The sequence below is a fragment of the Nostoc sp. ChiQUE02 genome (assembly GCF_034531305.2).
GTDB lineage: Bacteria > Cyanobacteriota > Cyanobacteriia > Cyanobacteriales > Nostocaceae > Nostoc.
Genome location: NZ_JAVRBN020000038.1, coordinates 37,443 through 54,887 on the forward strand (window position 1 = coordinate 37,443; position 17,445 = coordinate 54,887).

A 17,445-nucleotide genomic window follows, 5' to 3' on the forward strand; every position below is an offset into this window, starting at 1 on the left:
CCTTAATTACATTGTTCTTGTGTAACAGTTTGATTTCGATGCTGATACAACAGACTAATTCGTAATTGGTAATTTCTAATGACGCTCTCGAAGAGACGCTAAAAGCGTAGCTTGCTTCCCCGTAGGGGTACGCGGACTCGCTAACGCTACGCTAACGTAATTTATAATTCATTATCCACGTGGAAAAACCTTCTAATTTATTACTTAAAGTCTCGCGGCGTTTGTTCACTAATCTAGATGAGCAAGAAAAATTTATCGAGGCTTTAATGAATCCTCTGCCTTTTTCACCCAGTATTCTTTGGTGTCAAGAAAAGCCAGAAACTTCACCTTTGGCAGTGGAAACCCCAACTTATTGGCAACCACAATTTATAGACCGCTTATCTCTGGGACAAAAACCCGGTCAGCATCCCTTGCATCAAAAGGGATATTTTTATTGTTTAGATTTTTCTTCTGTGTTTGCTGCTACTACTTTGTTAGCTATTCCTGAGCCAGCGCATTTAGTTTTTGATATGTGTGCTGCACCAGGAGGTAAAAGTATCTTCGCTTGGAAAGCTTTACAACCTGACTTACTAATTAGTAATGAAGTAATTGGCAAACGTCTAGGAATGCTAATTTCTAATTTGAAGCGTTGTCAGATCAGCCCTAGTGCAGTGGTTAATAGAGATTCGAGTATATTTGCCGAAATGTTTTCCTGCTCTAGCAATCTAGTAATAGTAGATGCTCCTTGTACTGGACAATCTTTACTTGCTAAAGGTGAAAAAGCACCCGGATGTTTTCACCCAACTGCTATTAATAAGAGTGCAAATCGGCAAAAGCGCATTATAGCTAACTCTGCTAAAATTGTTTCACCACAAGGCTATCTTGCTTATATGACTTGCACGTATTCACCCGAAGAAAATGAGCAAGTTTGTGAATGGTTTTTGGAACGCTTTCCCCAGTTTCAGGCAATAGAAATTAGTAATTTAGCCAATTATCAATCCCATTTAACTACAATACCTTGTTATCGGATGTTTCCTCAAGATAGGTTAGGTGCTGGTGCATTTACAGTACTATTTAAAAATACTAATGAGGATGAAGATGAGCCTAAAGAAGTAGATTTAAATACAATATCTTCACTGTTTATCTACCAAAATCTGAAAAGGTCAAGTCATACCAATTCAACAACTGCTTTCAAATTGGGATAAGAAATGGCAAAATGACCCAGCAGTACTGGGTTGTGCGAAGATAGAGATTTGTCAGATGCCCTTCGAGTGACGCTCGTAACGTCGAAATCCTAAATCGAGGGAAAACTTCAAATTAATTCTTTGGAGACTGCGCCTGAGTTAAGCAATTTCTCAATGTTTCGGCTAACACCTGTACGTTGGGTTCTTTAAGTAGGTCAAGGTGAGATCCGGGAAGGTAATGAATATTTAATCCTCCAGTTACTAGGTCGCCCCAGCCGAATTGAGGATCGTATCGTATGCCTACAGCTTCACTACGATTCCGATCCTCTGTCCGCAAGAGGATAGCTTGACCAAGGTAAGGTGAGAAGATATATTCACCAATGGCTTGAGTGTTAGTATTTATAATCTTTAAATGCTTGTCATTCTCAGGTAAATCAAGTAAATCTTCCAAATAATGGTTATATTTATTTTCGAGATGTCGCTTACGCCAATAGCTCCATTTCACAGCCCTTTGCCAAAGATAGATAGGCCCTTGATGAACCATATTATTTAAATGCAAAAAAACTCGCTTGAGAAATGATACCCGCCAGCTATAACCTGGACGACAACTATCAAGCATAACTAGAATACCAACTTGTTCGCCTTGCTCTTGGAGTTGTCGAGCCATCTCGAAAGCAACTATACCTCCAAAAGAATAACCCCCCAGAAAATAAGGTCCCTTGGATTGAAGGGTCTGTATTTCCTGAATATAGTGAGTTGCCATGTCTTCAATCCGGGTATGGAAAGGGTGTTTTCCATCTAGCCCTTGTGGCTGTAGTCCATAGAATGGTTGCTCTGAACCCAGATGCATTGCCAATTCACGGAAACACAAGACTTCTCCACCCAGTCCGTGAATACAGAAAAAAGGTGGCTTGGAACCATTGGGTTGAATTTCTACCAGGGATGACCAGCTAGATTTTGATTTGTCTAAGGGCTTTATTAAAGCCTTGTTTGTTGCTATATCTTCCTCGGAGATTATTTTGGCTAGAGCCTCTACAGTACCTGACTGGAAGAGAATCGCAAGAGGCAGGTTTTTATTAAATATCTTCTCAATTTGCCAAAACAGTTTTACTGCTAATATCGAGTGTCCTCCTAGCTCAAAGAAGTTATCTTTGACGCCAATGGGCTGGACACCTAAAATTTGTTCCCAAATTTTGGTCAATTGGAATTCTAATTCATCACGAGGAGCCACATAGGTGTTTTCTGAATCAAGCCTTGTTGAATCTGGTGATGGTAAAGCGCGGCGGTCGATTTTGCCGTTGGGGGTTAGAGGTAGGGTGTCTAGTAAAACGAAAGCACTAGGCACCATATATTCTGGCAATTTTTGTTTGAGGAAGTGGCGCAATTCGTCTGTGGTTGGAGTCTGTTCTGGGTAAGGAACGATGTAGACGACTAGTTGCTGGTTCTGTGGATTATCAACTCTAGTTATAACGACAGTTTGCTGTATTGTGGGGTGTTGTGCTAATAAAGCTTCAATTTCTCCAAGTTCGATGCGGAAACCACGAATTTTTACCTGATGATCAACTCTACCGATATATTCAATGTTGCCATCAGGAAGATAGCGAGCTAAGTCTCCAGTTTTATAAAGTTTTTCGCCTTCGTTAAAGGGATGGTAAACAAATCGTTCGGCTGTTAAGTCTGGACGGTTGAGATAGCCTCTAGCAACTCCCATACCACCAATATAAAGTTCACCGATCGCACCTAACGGAACCGCTTGTAAATGGGAATCGAGAATATAAAGTTGAGTGTTGGCGATCGCTCTCCCAATCGGTACACTTTTTAAGTTACTCTCTCTTTGACACTGCCAAAATGTTACATCAATTGCCGCTTCGGTAGGGCCATAAAGGTTGTGTAGTTCGCATCCCATCCGGTCAAAAAACCGCTCTTGGAGGTCAAATGGTAAGGCTTCTCCACTACAAAACACTCGTTTTAGAGACTGACAACGTTCTAGCCCTTTGGTTTCTAGAAATATCTGCAACATCGAGGGTACAAAATGCAGTGTTGTAATCTCCTCTTGGGCGATGGTGTTAATTAAATAAGTCGCATCTCGCTGTCCACCTGGTTGAGCCATCACTAAACGCGCCCCTGTCAATAGGGGCCAGAAAAACTCCCAAACGGAAACGTCGAAACTAAAAGGCGTTTTTTGCAAAACGCTATCAGTTGCATTTAGTTTGTAAGCGTCTTGCATCCACAGTAAGCGATTGCAAATTCCCTGATGGGTGTTCATCGCGCCCTTGGGTTTGCCGGTGGAACCAGAGGTGTAAATTACATAAGCTAGATCCAGAGGTTTGACGCTTGAATTGGGATTGCATACACGCAAAGAGGTGAGGGGGTCGCAGTCTTCTCTACGAGAGGCTGCGCCAACGGTTTTAGGGGTTCGCAATCGACGGGAACCGCCATCGCGCAGTGTCTCGTAGAGAAGGGCTTCTTGATAGATATCGCTTTGTTGTGAAATTGTTTCCCACTCAGTATCCAAGCAAATTTTATAAGCTTTTCCGGGTAGATGATCCACCAAATTACTTTGAGTTAACAGCACTGGGGCTTGACAATCATCTAGCATATATGCAATGCGCTCTTGGGGATATTCGGGATCAAGAGGTACATAAGCGCCGCCAGCCTTGAGAATCCCTAACAATCCGACAACCATTTCTAAGGAACGCTCAACACAAATGGCTACGAGTACATCTGGCTGGACTCCACAAGTTTGCAAGTAGTTTGCTAGCTGATTGGCACGACAATTTAGCTCATTGTAGGTAAGGTGCTTGTCTGCAAATTTTACAGCGATCGCATCTGGTGTTTTCTCTACCTGCGCTTCAAATAACTGGTGCAGACATTGAGATAAATCGTAGTCAGTTTGGGTATTATTCCACTCTCCCAGTAGCTGATGCTGTTCAGTTGCTGTTAACAGAGGTAAATCGGAAATATGCTGTTCTGGGTTGGCGACAATACCTTCAAGTAAAGTTTGGAAATGCCCTAGCATTCGAGCGATCGTTGTAGCATCGAATAAATCTGTGTTGTATTCAATTCCACCTTTGATCCCCTCTGAAGTTTCTTCCAGGTCGAGGGTTAGATCGAATTTTGCTGCGCCGTTATGGACTTCTAGAGGGGTAATGTTCAATCCCGGAAGCTCCCAGAGTTCCCTTGGGGTATTGTGGAAGGCAAACATTACCTGAAACAGCGGTGAGTGACTCAGATTTCGTTCTGGCTGTAGTTCTTCTACTAGCTTCTCGAAGGGCAAGTCTTGGTGGGCATAAGCTCCTAGTGTTACTTCTCGAACTTGACTAAGTAACTGGCGGAAACTTGGGTTGCCTGAAAGGTTAGTGCGTATGGCTAGGGTATTGACAAAGAACCCAATCAACCCCTCGGTTTCAACTTGGTTGCGACCAGCAATAGGAGAACCGATGAGAATATCTTCTTGCCCAGTGTAGCGGTGCAGTGTTGTCCCAAAAGCAGCCAGCAATGTCATGAATAGAGTGACACCCTCCTGATGCGAGAGTTCTTTTAGTGATGTACTCAGAGTCTGGGGTAGGATCAGGGATTGCACTGCTCCCTGGTAAGTTTGGACTGGTGGCCGTGGTCGGTCGGTAGGCAATTCTAATACAGGATTAGCACCTGCTAACTGGGTTTTCCAGTAGTTAATTTGGCTGGAGAGTATTTCACCTGATAGCCATTGGTGTTGCCAGACAGCAAAATCGGCATACTGAATGGGCAATTTTGCTAGGGGGAAAGGCTTACTGTTCAAAAAAGCTTCATAGAGAGCTGCTAACTGCTGCCAGAGAATGCCTATTGACCACCCATCTGACGCAATGTGGTGCATGACCAACAGGAGTACATGCTCGTGTTCGTTTACCTGAAGCAAGGTAGCTCGCAGCATCAAGTCATATTCTAAATTGAAGGGGCGTTGCGCCTCTTGATTTAGCAGACATTCCACTTGCTCCTGTGTTACCTTAATTACCTTGAGTTCCACTGGCCGAGGTGTGCCAATTACTTGTATAGGGCTACCATCAAGTGATGTAATAAAGTTGGTTCGCAGTGTCTCGTGATGGACGACGATCGCATCTAGTGATTGTTGCAATACACCCACATTTAACTTGCCCGTTAAGCGCTGTGCATTGGAGACGATATATGCTCGGCTGTTGGGTTGCAACTGCTGCAAAAACCACACTCGCTGTTGGGCAAAGGATAAAGGGGCTGATTCCCGATTGGTTACTTGGGGAATAGTCTGATTTTGGGGATTATTTTCTTGAGTCTGGTTTTGGGCGTTCCTGCTTCGGGTTGCCGTAGGCATCGCTTGAGCTAAAGTAGCGATCGTGGGATTCTCAAATAATAGTTGCAACGGTATTTCTATCTGAAAGGCTTGGCGAACCCTAGACATGACTTGAGTCGCCAGCAGTGAATGGCCTCCTAATTCAAAAAAATTGTCGTGAATGCCTACTTGTTCTAGACGCAAAACTTTTACCCAAATGGTAGCTAAGACCTCTTCTGTAGCATTTTGGGGTGGGACAAAGTTAGTTGACAGACCAAGGTCAGATGTATGCGGTACAGGTAACGCGTTGCGGTCTATTTTGCCGTTGGGGTTTAATGGTAGGGTGTCCAAAAACACAAAGGAGGCAGGCACCATATATTCAGGCAACCGACCTTGCAAAAAACGACGCAATTCAACCTGACTAAGAATTTCCTCTGGGTTGGCAACAATATATGCTACCAGTTGCTTGTCACCAGGAACATCCTCTCTGGCTATGACTAGAGTCTGTGTCAATGCTGGATGTTGTTTTAATATCGCTTCAATTTCTCCTAATTCAATTCGGAAGCCACGTATTTTCACTTGGTAGTCAATCCGACCAAGGAACTCGATATTACCGTCGCTCAAATAACGTGCCAAGTCCCCAGTTTTGTAAAGGCGTGCCCCAACCTCAGTGCTAAAAGGGTCGAAAATAAACTTCTCTGTAGTCAATTCTGGACGGTTAAGATAGCCTCGCGCTAGACCAAGACCACCAATGTACAGTTCACCTGATTCACCAACAGGCACAGGCTGCAAATTTTCATCAAGGATATGAATCTCTGCATTAGTAATGGGGCGACCAATGGGAGCAATGGTGTAATTAGTGCCGCGCTGGCAAGTCCAGAAAGTGGTATCAATGGAAGCTTCTGTCGGGCCATAGCAATTATGGAAAACATTATCCAAATTCAGTTGGGTAAAGTAGCGTTCTATGAGTTCACCAGGTAAGGCTTCACCACCACAGGTAATATGCCTGAGAAATCGGCAATTCTCAATTCCCTTCTCTTCCAATAAAACACGCAGTATAGAAGGTACTAAGGCCAGAACAGTGATTTGCTGCTCAGTAATCACCTTCACAAGGTAGGCAGTGTCTTGATGTCCACCAGGGCGAGCCATAATCAATTGCCCCCCGAAGCACAATGGCCAGAATATCTGCCACACTGAGGGGTCGAAACTGAAAGAAATAGTCAATAAAACTTTATCTGCTTGAGTTAATCTAAAGGTTGTTTGCCGCCAGTACAGTTGATTGCAGATACCACGGTGAGGGATCATTACACCCTTGGGTTGTCCTGTAGAGCCAGATGTATAGATTACGTAGATGAGATTCTCACTGGTCGTCTCATTTACAGGATTTTCTTGACTGTTTTGGATATTCCCTTGCCAGTTTGAGTCCAGACAAATTACTTGTGCCTGATGCGGTGGTAGATTTTTGACCAGTTTTTCTTGGGTTAATAATACTGGTGCCTGAGTGTCTTCCAAGATGAAGGCTAAACGCTCTGAAGGATATGATGGATCTAAAGGCACATAAGCACCTCCAGCTTTGAGAATTCCCAGCAGTCCCACAATCATCTCTAAGGAACGCTCCAAGCAAATGCCCACAAGAACTTCAGGACCAACGCCTAAACCACGTAGGTGGTGTGCTAGTTGATTGGCCCGCTGGTTTAACTGCTGATAAGTAAGTTGTGTATTTTCAAATACTACAGCAATGGCTTGGGGCGATCGCTCTACTTGTATCTCAAACATTTGATGGATGCACAGATCCAAATAATTAACTGCTTGAGTATCATTCCATTCCTGTAAAAATTGAGTGCCGATGATGTGAGTTAAGGTATCTAACGGAATATTTTGCTTATAATCTGAAGTTTGGTTATTTATCTCCATTTTCTATATATCAACTCCATCAGGAAATGCCACATTTTTTAATTTATTATTTATTCTATATGTATTTATACCAACTGAGGCTGCATATAAAGCCGTCAGAATAGAAGCCTGGGCCTACAGAAACAAAGCCTAGCTAGCCTTGAGAGCAGGACACTGCACGTAGCTTGCTTCCCCAAAGACTTACCATTTATGCTTTGCAGTATGCAGGTTGAATGTATATTCAAAGATAATTGCTATTTAACGCTCTAGCTAATCAATTGATAATCAACATGTTAAATTATTCATTAAAACTTTAAGATATGGACAATAATTATCTTTCATTTTTTCTTTGTTTGTAATTTTTTAGTATCTAATTAAAACACTACAAGTATAATACTGGAAAGACTTTATCCTTTTTTATAAAAATTTGCTAAGGGAAAAAATAATTATTACAAAATCTTCATTGTGTTTCTTCAGATATAAAAATAGTGTAAAGCTATAATTATGATTTGCTAAATTAATTAAGTAGATAGATCAGTATAAAAATTTCTCATTTGAATCAGGTAGAAGGCACGGAGAAGTTCGCTTGTCGCTTCCCAGTGTTGGCGCAGCCAGAAACAGGTATCAAAAGTTAGAAGAGGCAAGAAGCAGGAACAAAGAGGATTCTACCCTCCTTTATTTCTTTATCCTTTTCTATTTCTAGGTCTTTCATCACTCTCTCCAAAGAAAAAAGAATAATCCTTGCTAAACAAGACTTTCATTTTAAATAGATGATTTTAGGGTATCTCCTCAATACTTCGGGGTAGACAATTATTTAGTTCAGCAACTAAAACGCCCGAATGTTCCCATGTTTATTGTCTAGTTGTTTGGCGCTCGGTGCGACGCAGGCGCACCGTCACTTGTGACAGTTGCGTAAGTCCTGTTGTTTAAAAGTTGGTTGAGATTTTTTTTGACCAGAGTGATGGGAGCGGGTTATGCCGACTCAGTGAAACCATCGTCAGGTGGATTTGTTCTCACAATATATAAAGCATACCTAAAGTGAAAACCTTTCACATAGATTTAGCATCTATGTCAATATGACAGAAGTTACGGATAAAATTTTTGTTTTTTTATTGCAGCGGACACTGATTCAAGGTTTTTGGCTACAAATAAAGACTTCCAGCAAATTCAATGTTGATTTTTCTATACTGCATACTACCATGCCCAAGCCCTCAGTTTTTGATAGACAAGATTAGAACAGTCCAAAATCTAATCTAGACGCAAAAAAATTAACTCTCTTGTAGAAAGCAAAAATGTCCAGAACGCAGATATGATATGAGTCACAGATATCAGGCATTGCTGATATTACTTTCAGTTCTTAGAATTCATGTTCACTAAGCTGTGAGCAATTGTCTAGAAATATGCATGAAGCTGACCCAAGTCCAACTACGATATTCGATTATGTAAATTTTTGTAACAATAATCAAATTTTTGATGCATTTTATTATATGTTATGTGTGTAAGTTTTGTTAATAAGTAATTATGCGTAAAAAAACAGAGAAGTGCATAAAGAAACAGAGAAGCTTCTAAGCAAAACTGAGTTAGTCTAACTAAACATGTTACAGTAATTACTAAAGAGATATAATTGACATCTCTGTTATCGAAGCGAAAATCTGCAATAGAACTGCAATAATTTAGCCCAACTATTTATTACCCAACTTAAAAATCCTAATATTTTTAGCTTACCTGCTTTACTATATAATGTCAGGAACTTTATGCAAATATAACTTAACTCAACTCAACAATTAAGTCATCTCGTTGGCATCAAAGCTCAAAATTTACAGACCACACTGGATACTATGCTGTAACAAAATCTAAGCATTCAGGTAGTAGCCACACTCAAACCAACTTTGGAAGATGCTTTTGATGGAGAACTTAACTCTGAAGAAAATGATTAATATGTAGATTATAAAAGACAAGTTTCTTTAAGAGGAAAACGTTAGATACCTCACTTGTATAGGTTTCCATCAAATTTTAACTACACCAAGCGTTACTAACTATGAGTAATCAAAGCATTGCAACAAATAAATTGAGTGAAGTGCCTTTAGATTTACGTGCATCTTCATTTGTCAGGGTACGCAAAGGCTCGTGGTGGTTAAGATTAACAACATTGTTTTTAGTAGACTATGCTCTTTTATCCTTAGCTTGGATTTTAACTGAATATCAATCTTATTATGGTAATTTTACTTGGTATATACCGAGTAATTATTTACCTATTTTAATAACTATTGGTATTCAAATAGGATCACTAGCTCTCCAAGGTATTTATCGAGAAGGTCAGAAACGCTATGACTATTTTAATATTATCAAATCGCTAACTTTTGCTCATGGATTAATACTCCTTGTTTGTCTTTTGTATAAACCGATTATTGATATTACACGCCCAAAACTAATATTATTATCTTGGTTGCTGAGTATATTATTTATCTGTACAGGTAGATATGCTGTAAATATTACTCTTGAATATCTGCGCAAGCAGAAAAAAATAGTTCGTTCTTCTGTCTTCATTATTTGTGATCCTCAGGATCATGAGCAGATTGCTAGCTTTATAAAAAAAGAAAAACATTACATCGTATCTGGAACTGCAAATGCTAATTCATTAGACAGATATCAACGTCAACAAACATTGAATCAACTTAATAAATTAGGTGTAACGGAAGTTTTTATATCTTGGGATGCTCTAAAAAATAGAATGTTTTTGTGTTGGTTATTTCAAGCATCTGGTATCCAAGTTCATATTTTACCAATGGAATTAAAACCAATTTATAGAAACGTAGAATTTAATAAGATAGGAGGAATGCCTTGTCTGAGTTTGGATTGTCCGATAATTACAGGTAAAGATTTTTGGATAAAGCGTAGTTGTGATTTTTGTTTGGCGACTTTGTTTGTAATGTTATCATTCCCCATTTATGTAGCTATAGCTATAGCTATAAAACTGGACTCTCCCGGCACAGTATTTTACAGACAAACCCGTGTAGGTTTACATGGGCAACAGTTTAAAGTATGGAAATTTAGAACTATGAGGTCTGATGCAGAAAAATTACAGAAAGAATTAGAAGCTTTAAATGAAACGAAAGATGGAATTATCTTTAAAATTAAAGATGATCCTCGCATTACACGTGTTGGAAAATTTCTCCGTCGTTACAGCTTAGACGAACTACCCCAACTTTTTAACGTTATCCTTGGAGAAATGAGTATAGTAGGACCTCGCCCTTTACCTACTAGAGATGTAGATAAGTTTTCTGAACATCATTTTATTAGACATGAAGTTTTACCTGGTATTACAGGTCTTTGGCAAGTCTCAGGTCGCTCCGATATTTTAGATTTTGAACAAGTAATAAATCTTGATCTTAACTACATTGAAAATTGGTCTCTTGGATTAGATTTTGAAATTCTGCTCAAAACAGTTATGGTAGTTTTGAAAAAGGAAGGTGCTTACTAAGGTGATTATGAAAAAACTAAAGGATTAGTGAAGGAAACGATATTTTTGCTCCTAATAACTTTAGCTTTTTTCATTAGCTTGATCTATATCTACCCATTAAATACTGAATTGTAAAAATCGGTAAAGCTACCTTTGCATCCATACATTAAGACCACCAAGATATAAAACAACATGTTTTTATCTAAATATTAAAAAGTATTCAAGTGGGATGTAAAGCCTTAACTTTATTTCACTTTTACATAAACCCGTTAAACTAAAGGAGTTAGTTATGGAACCCAGAGGAATTGAGCTAGTAAATCGCTATAAACGCAACTACTGCATCCCTGCTGAAGCAGAAATTACGGAAGAAATGATACTTGAACACTGGAAGTTAGAAATAAAATTAACAAAAGACCTTTTAGAATCGAACTCAGAAAATCGGTGGGAAGTATTTGAGCAAGCCTACACTACTCTTTATAGTAAATTAGAATGGCAAAACTCTTTTGTGGCAGATAGCACCCCTACTATAGAGAGATATAAAACTTGGCTACAAATGATAGGCTCTCCACCCAAGAAAATTTATGAGGTTGGTTCTGGTAAAGGAGAAATGATAGCATATTTAGCTAAATGTGGATTTGAATGCAAAGCTACAGAAGTTACAAGAGAACGTGGTTCAAAACATGTAACTGATACGCCACTTAACTTGTCTTGGGGTAACTCTGACGGTGTACATCTAGACCATTTTGAACCGACTGAATTTTATGATTTAGTCGTATCTAATCAAGTTATTGAGCACTTTCATCCAGACGATTTAATTACACACTTTAAAAGTGCTTATAAAATTCTCGTTAATCAAGGAAAATACATTTTTACAACACCTCATTGCCATACAGGACCCCACGATATATCGTTAGTTTTTGGCTATGATGATCCTCAAGGTATGCATCTGAAAGAGTACACATATAGTGAATTAAATGATTCTTTAAAGATGGCTGGATACAAACGTATTTATTGTGCTGTCCCAGCTAACTTGATAAAAGTTTTATCTCTACTACGCATTAAAAAAGAAGAAAAAATAATAGGAATTGGTATTTTCTACTTGAATATGATGTTGATTGTAGAAAATCTTCTTTTCTTAATTTCCAGTAAAAAACTGCGTCGTTTTTTTAGTAAATTGCTGAGAAAACTTTATTTGTTTGCAGACAATATTTTTTTAATTGCCCAAAAATAAAATATTGCAAGCAAGTTTATATTCAGCTCAATTTAACTATAGTTAACAGACAATGGGACAACGAAAACTACTAACAAATTCTCTCTCATTGTTGATCAATCGGTTAGTACAAAGCATTACAACTTTTGTGTTAGTAGCATCCATAGCTCGTACTCTAGGAGCGTATGAATTAGGGCGATATCTACTAGCATTTAGTTACTACTACATCTTTATGGTCATTGCTTCGCAGGGTCTAAAAACCTTGTTTACACGAGAACTGTCTCGCAACCCACAAGAAATGCCTGTTTACCTTGTGAATGGTACTTTCTTGCAACTAATTTTAAGCATTATTGCTTATGTAGCACAGGTCATTGTGGTGTTTTTACTCCCCTATAATTCAGACACCTCAATTACTTGCTACATCATGGGATTAACAATAATTCCGTTTTCGCTTTCTAACATCACGGAGGCAATTTTTCAGGCTCAAGAGAGAATGAATTTGATTTCCATCTCTACTGTGCCAGTCTACGTCCTACGTTTATTAGTAATGCTCTGGTTTCTGCATCTAAATTATGGAGTAAATTATTTAGCTGGAATTTTAGCAATTTCCGAAACTTTAGTTTTTATAATTGAATGGGTTTTGCTTACAAAAGTAGTTAAGCCAAAATGGGAAATTAAGCAAGATTTTGTATTGCACTTATTAAATTCTGCTCGGACATTTATGCTTAGTGATGCAGTAGGTATACTTAGTAGTAGAATGGCCATTTTAATTATCTCACTCTTAGGAAGTGAACTTATGGTTGGTCTTTATGGCGTAATCGGACAATTGATGCTACCCTTCACATTGGTTTGCGATAGTATATGTATGGCTGCTTTTCCTGTTATGACAAAGGCAGTATCTTTGGGATGGGAAAAATTGCGTCAGATTACTGAAAACGTGATTGAAATGCTTTTGTGTGTATCATTGCCGCTTATTATTGTAATAATTTTTCTGGGAAATGATTTAATAACATTTATTTATAAAGATCCTAATTTCAATCAAGTAAATTTAGTTTTGAAGATAAGTTCCTTATCGCTCATTACGTATCCATTTGCACGGACATTCGTGTATCTACTTTTAGCTAATGGATTTGAAAAATTTAACTTAGGGCAGGTTGTTGTTACTAATATTGTCGGAATATTATCAGGTGTGGTGTTGATTTCACAATATAAACTAATGGGTGCAGCGTTTATGCAATTAGCAATGGCTTTTACTTGTTTTAGCTTACTCATATACGCTGTGTACAGTAAGTTATTTTCGTTGCGTTTATGGCGAATAATACGCCGTCCCCTGCTAATTAGCACTGGTATGGCAATGGTATTGTTAATACTACAAGAATTTAGACTAGACTTTATATTTGTTTTGCTTATTTTAACTTGCGTTTATAGTTTGCTTGCTGGTTTCTTGATAATCCATAAGTTCGGAGGTGTTCGAAGTGTATGGCTAAAATTATTCAGTAGGAGTTCAGAAAAAATATAGAAATTGAAAAATTTATAAACTGGTAAAAGTGTAATTAATAAATATTGCATAAAAACTTAATTATATGATCAAGGTTGCTTTACTACATTTTGGCTTTGAAGATTACACTATTGAATTAGCAAACAGTCTGGTTAAATATGTTGATTTAACGCTAATTCATCCGGAAAAAGTTTCAGATGTTTGTAGCAATGTTCTTGATTCCAGTATCCGTGTGATTAGCTTTAAAAAACCACGGATTCGCGACCCGCGCAACCTCTTGTCTATGTACGCAATGATGCGTATTATCAAAGACATAGATCCGGATGTTTTGCATGTCCAAGAAACTAACGATCCTTGGTATGATTGGACTTTGTTACTCAACAAGATGCCACCACTGGTGACAACCATCCACGATATATTCCGTCACCCAGGGGATAGCATGGCTGTATTCGGTTCAGAGTATACCAGGCGTATTGCCTTCTACCGTTCCCAACAATTGATTGTCCATACTCATCAACTAAAAAAGATTCTAACTGAACAATTCCGTATACCTCAAGAGCGAGTCAATGTTTTAGCACATGGGGAACTTGGTAGTTTGTATCAGCGTCGGGGCAGTCAAAATACTCAAGCCCGTGAGCCATATACTTTGCTGTTTTTTGGACGTATCTTCCCCTATAAAGGATTGAAATATTTGCTTGAGGCTATGCCCTTAATTGCTGAATGTATACCTGAAGTCAAGCTGATTATTGCTGGAAAAGGAGAAAACATAAGTCAGTATTTCCCTAATGGTTATGATGAGGAACGCTACGAAATTATCAATGACTTTATCCCCCTTGAAGAAGTATGTAATCTATTTCAACGGAGTACAGCAACAGTTCTGCCATACATTGAAGCCTCTCAAAGTGGTGTAGCAGCCTTATCTTATGGAATGGGAACGCTGGTAGTAGCTTCTGAGGTGGGGGGATTGAGTGAGATAGTTCAGGATAAAAAAGATGGATTGTTAGTTCCACCTCGTGATGTTCCAGCTCTAGCTAATGCTATCATTTCTTTGTTAAGCGATCGCAACTTGCAACAACGCATGCAAACTGCGGCACTAGCTCGTTGTCAGAAAGATTTAAATTGGTCAAATATTGCTGCTCAAACAGCTCAAATTTATCATAGAGAAATAAATATGCAAAATAAATATTAATTTATGAGAAAAATACTAATTTTTGCGGAGCAGGGGTTCACAATTGTAGCCTTGATGATGTTTTCAGGGGCAGTTTTAAATGTCATTCTTTCAGGGGGAGCAGGACAGCAGAGCTTGGTAGAATATGATAGCTCTTTGATTCGGATTGTTTTTTTCTTCATCTATGCAGTTACCTTCTTACTACTGGTTTTGCGTTGGAAAAAAACTCTTTATTTCCTTATCTTAAGTAAAGATGTTTGGCTTTATTCTTTAATTATATTATCAGCTGTTTCTATTACTTGGTCTTTTGCCCCGGCAATAACATTAAAAAATAGTTTTACCCTAATTAGTTCCAGTCTATTTGGCGTATATTTTGCCTCGCGATACAGCTTAAAACAGCAATTACATTTACTTGCTTTGAACTTTGGAATTATTATAGTATTGAGTTTTGTTTTTGCTGTGGCTTTGCCTAAATACGGGATACAGACAGACATTGGTAGCCCTAAGTTGCGTGGAGTATTTATGCATAAAAACGGTCTGGGATCCAGGATGGTAACCAGTAGTATAGTTTTTTTTATCCTTGGTTATCAAACTCAAAGACGTAGCTGGATTTTCTGGGTGGGGTTTAGCTTGTCAGTACTACTCTTACTACTTTCCACTTCCACTTCATCTCTAATTAATCTATTAATTCTAATATTGGCATTTTTTGCTTTTCAAATTTGGCGTTGGTCATACCTGGTCATGGTCCCAACAATAATAATGATGGCAACTATCATCCAAACTTTCTATTTTTGGTTTTCGAACAACAGTGAACTCCTCTTTACTTCACTTGGTAAAGATGCGACACTGACGGGTCGAACAGAGATTTGGCCATTAGTGATCGATAGGATTTGGAAACATCCTTGGCTTGGTTATGGTTATGGCGGATTCTGGCAAGGATGGGATGGCGAATCTGCTTATATTTGGCGCATAGTTGGATGGGTGCCGAGTCACCCCCACAATGGTTATTTGGCTCTTTGCCTGGATTTGGGTCTTTTAGGGTTAGGGCTATTCTTATTAGGATATTGGCGCAGTTATCTGCAAGGATTCGCTTCGATGCGTCGCAGTAAAACAGCATTAGATATTTGGCCACTTATACATATGACATATATAGCATTAGCTAGCACTACTGAATCTTCCTTGTTAGAATCTAATAGTTTGAATTGGATGCTCTATGTGGCAGCTTCTCTATCAGTAAGAATGACACATGAAATAAAAGTAAAATCATGAAATTAAACAAACACAGAAGAATAACATAGATATTGCAAAAACTTTTGAAGCTATTATTTTTATGATGGCAATTTACACCACAGGCAATTGATCTAGTCGTTTTCTAAGCTGGGCAAATCAATTTTTTAATAAAGACTTTTCAATCTTACTCAATAGCTCGCAAAATAATTATATCAGCACTTATTTATGGAGAATATTTTATGCGTTCACTCTAATTTTTAAAAAAACCTTAAAATGATAAACTTAGATTGTTTAGTTGATGCATTAACTAACGATAACTCAATTATAGAAAAAGTGCAGCAGATGTGTCGAACTAAAACTATCAAGATTATTCTATTAGGTCCTAGCTTACTCCAGCAAGGTGGCATATCCAATTATGAGAAGCTTTTTTTGGACTATGCTCCTTCTGAAGTCCAGATTTGTCATATTATTACTCACGAAGAAGGAGCTACAGCAATCAAAATTATGGTGTTTTTGAAAGCTATATGGAAGTTTCTGTGGATGTTACTAAGGGAAGAAGTTGATATTGTTCAACTGGAAATTTCACAGCGCGGTAGTGTTTTCCGACAAGCAATTATGACATTTTTAGCTTGGGTATTTCACAAACCGATAATCATACATGCTCATGGTAGTCAATTTCATGTTTTCTACGCTGAACTTGCAAGATGGATACAGCAATTGCTAAGTTGGATATTTTGTAAGTGTCAACGATTAATTGTCTTATCAGAAAGTTGGAAAACTTTTTATATAGAAAATCTTGGTCTTAAACCTGAACAAGTTGTAGTTTTTTATAATCCAGTAAAAGTTCCTGACGAAGTTCCAGAGCGTTCAGTCTCTCAAAAAGTGAACTTACTATTTTTAGGACGAATTGGTCAACGTAAAGGAGCATTTGATTTAATTAAAGCCTTTTCTCTTTTGCCGATTGAATATAAAACTAGAGCAAATCTGATTATGGCAGGAGACGGAGACATTGAACAAGCAGGCAATTTAATTAAAACTCTAAATCTAGAGAATTATATAAAATTGCCTGGCTGGATAGGGCCAGATGAACGTGATATTCTTCTAACTCAAGCAGATGTTTTTGTGTTGCCCTCTTACAATGAAGGTCTTCCCCTAGCAATGCTAGAGGCAATGGCTTGGGAGTTACCAGTTATCGTTACACCAGTGGGAGGCATAACTGAGATAGTTACTCAATCTGAAAATGGATTAATCGTTAATCCAGGTCATATTGAGCAGTTATCAGATGCCGTTAAGTATTTGATTGAAAATAAGGCTGTGAGGCTTTCTCTAGGAGCAAAGGCGAGAACAAGTGTTTTTCCTCTAGATATAAAAAAACATTGGGTTCACTTTATGGATTTATATCGCTTAGTACAAAAAAGTTGATATTAACAAAATTCCGACAAAAATTACCCAAAAAATATTATTTTTTGCGGAGGATTAAATTATATTAGTTTAATTGTGAGTGATTATAAATTGATTTTCCAAGATTGTCAAAGGTA

Annotated in this window: 8 protein-coding genes; 7 read left to right on the top strand and 1 reads right to left on the bottom strand. The window is 38.3% G+C overall.

Features of this window, described 5'->3' with window-relative positions:
* Nucleotides 1-179: 179 nt before the first annotated feature.
* Complete coding sequence (locus tag RM347_RS27975; RefSeq protein WP_322721419.1) at nucleotides 180-1,184, top strand: RsmB/NOP family class I SAM-dependent RNA methyltransferase; 1,005 nt, start codon at nucleotides 180-182, stop codon at nucleotides 1,182-1,184.
* Between the two features lie 112 nt (nucleotides 1,185-1,296).
* On the opposite strand, the gene RM347_RS27980 is transcribed toward RM347_RS27975, so the two are convergent.
* On the bottom strand, nucleotides 1,297-7,362 hold the full coding sequence (locus RM347_RS27980) for a non-ribosomal peptide synthetase (RefSeq protein ID WP_322721420.1): 6,066 nt from the start codon (nucleotides 7,360-7,362) through the stop codon (nucleotides 1,297-1,299).
* Nucleotides 7,363-9,379: 2,017 nt separating this feature from the next.
* Between RM347_RS27980 and RM347_RS27985 the strand changes: the two genes are divergently transcribed.
* The 6 genes from RM347_RS27985 to RM347_RS28010 all read left to right on the top strand — a co-directional run bounded on the left by RM347_RS27985 (nucleotide 9,380) and on the right by RM347_RS28010 (nucleotide 17,329).
* A complete protein-coding gene (locus RM347_RS27985; protein ID WP_322721421.1) occupies nucleotides 9,380-10,822 on the top strand; it encodes a sugar transferase in 1,443 nt (480 codons plus the stop codon).
* A 268-nt stretch (nucleotides 10,823-11,090) separates the two neighbouring features.
* Nucleotides 11,091-12,032 carry a class I SAM-dependent methyltransferase gene (locus RM347_RS27990; protein ID WP_322721423.1) on the top strand — a complete coding sequence of 314 codons (942 nt, stop codon included), beginning with the start codon at nucleotides 11,091-11,093 and terminating at the stop codon, nucleotides 12,030-12,032.
* A gap of 52 nt (nucleotides 12,033-12,084) precedes the next feature.
* Nucleotides 12,085-13,530, top strand: coding sequence for an oligosaccharide flippase family protein (locus RM347_RS27995; RefSeq protein ID WP_322721424.1), 1,446 nt, complete (start codon nucleotides 12,085-12,087; stop codon nucleotides 13,528-13,530).
* Nucleotides 13,531-13,594: 64 nt separating this feature from the next.
* Nucleotides 13,595-14,698 (top strand): glycosyltransferase family 4 protein, encoded by a 1,104-nt coding sequence (locus tag RM347_RS28000; protein WP_322721425.1) that lies wholly within the window; start codon nucleotides 13,595-13,597, stop codon nucleotides 14,696-14,698.
* Nucleotides 14,699-14,701: 3 nt separating this feature from the next.
* Nucleotides 14,702-15,946 (top strand): O-antigen ligase family protein, encoded by a 1,245-nt coding sequence (locus RM347_RS28005; protein ID WP_322721426.1) that lies wholly within the window; start codon nucleotides 14,702-14,704, stop codon nucleotides 15,944-15,946.
* A gap of 234 nt (nucleotides 15,947-16,180) precedes the next feature.
* Nucleotides 16,181-17,329 (top strand): glycosyltransferase family 4 protein, encoded by a 1,149-nt coding sequence (locus tag RM347_RS28010; RefSeq protein ID WP_322721427.1) that lies wholly within the window; start codon nucleotides 16,181-16,183, stop codon nucleotides 17,327-17,329.
* The last annotated feature ends 116 nt before the right edge of the window (nucleotides 17,330-17,445 follow it).